Genomic DNA, 492 nt, shown 5'->3' with positions numbered 1-492 from the left:
GGAACTGGCGGGGGCGGGGGAATTCACGGATCGGGCAGAAGGCGGTTCGGGTGGACGCTGCACGGCGGATCGCGGTCAGGCTCCCGGCGATTGTACGCAAGTTGTCTGACGTCTTGAGGATTATACGGGTTTTCCCTTGGTCAAAATCATTCGTCGCACGAAAAACCACACGGCGCGGGAAAAAGGTGGTGCCCCGGGCACGGCGTCGCACACGGGCCGCGGCGACTCCTGCATCGCCGTCCTCCAGTCGCGGACGCTGGCGCGCGCTTGCATCGTTCGGATGTGCGCGAGCGTACTGGACGGTCCGCACGGGTACGCCCGAACGTGGTAAGTTCGCTCGCGGTATATCCGATCGATGTGTTCGAGGAGGAACTCATCCTGCGTCACGCCATGGCTTGCCTGCTGAACACAGTCCGCGAAGCCTTGACGATCAGCGTCGGCGTGAGAGCGGCTTGGGGAGGTGGCGCGCTTCTGCTCTATGCGCACGGCGCA

1 pseudogene is annotated in these 492 nt (G+C 64.0%); it reads left to right on the top strand.

Annotation, left to right across the window (positions count from 1 at the left end):
* Positions 1 to 267 precede the first annotated feature (267 nt).
* Positions 268 to 492 (top strand): annotated as a pseudogene (locus F6X39_RS36455) (hypothetical protein); the annotation flags it as partial.

This window comes from Paraburkholderia sp. UCT2 (genome assembly GCF_014397665.1).
Lineage (GTDB): Bacteria > Pseudomonadota > Gammaproteobacteria > Burkholderiales > Burkholderiaceae > Paraburkholderia > Paraburkholderia tuberum.
This window is presented reverse-complemented; position numbering and strand designations above follow the sequence as displayed.